We start from the raw sequence: 598 nt of genomic DNA on the forward strand, positions 1-598 counted from the left end.
CCGGCTATTCAGCCACTGCTGGCGCCCCTGCTACCCGCTATCCCCATCTGTCCGACGAACACCGGGACGTTATTGATGAGGCGATCGCCCACGCTGCGGCTCAGCAACACCATAGCCCGGCGACGCTCCGAATATACTCGAATGCGCTTCGCCGATTGGCGAATGATCTCGGCGCTCGCGGCCAAGCGACCGATCTAAAAAATCACCAATCCCTGGTCGATCACCTCGATACTTTCTTTTCGAAAAACAATGACATAAAGGATATAAAGCCGGCGTTGAACGTCCTGCGTGCGTATCATGAGCCGGGCTATTCAGCGACTGTCGGGCGGCCAGCGCCGGTGCCCTCAAAGGCAGACGCGCATGTCTTGGAACAAGTGGCCAGTGACAGCAGCTTGGCCTCAACCACCCGTGCTATCTATGGTCGTAGTCTTCGCAGATTTTCTGAGGCGCTTGAGAGACAGGGCCTGGCGATCTCTAGGCTGGATCATGATTCACGGATGAAATTCGCCGAGACGTTGTTGCCAGGCAGCCGCAATCTCCGCTGGGCGTTGGGACGGGTTCGCGATATGGAGTCTGCGTCAGACAGAAGCGTGACGGA

1 pseudogene is annotated in these 598 nt (G+C 57.5%); it reads left to right on the forward strand.

The annotated features are described in order from the left end of the window. Nucleotides 1–598: pseudogene (locus AC0L2Y_RS34570) on the forward strand (Ulp1 family isopeptidase); the annotation flags it as partial.

This window comes from Mesorhizobium sp. WSM4830, from assembly GCF_055811495.1.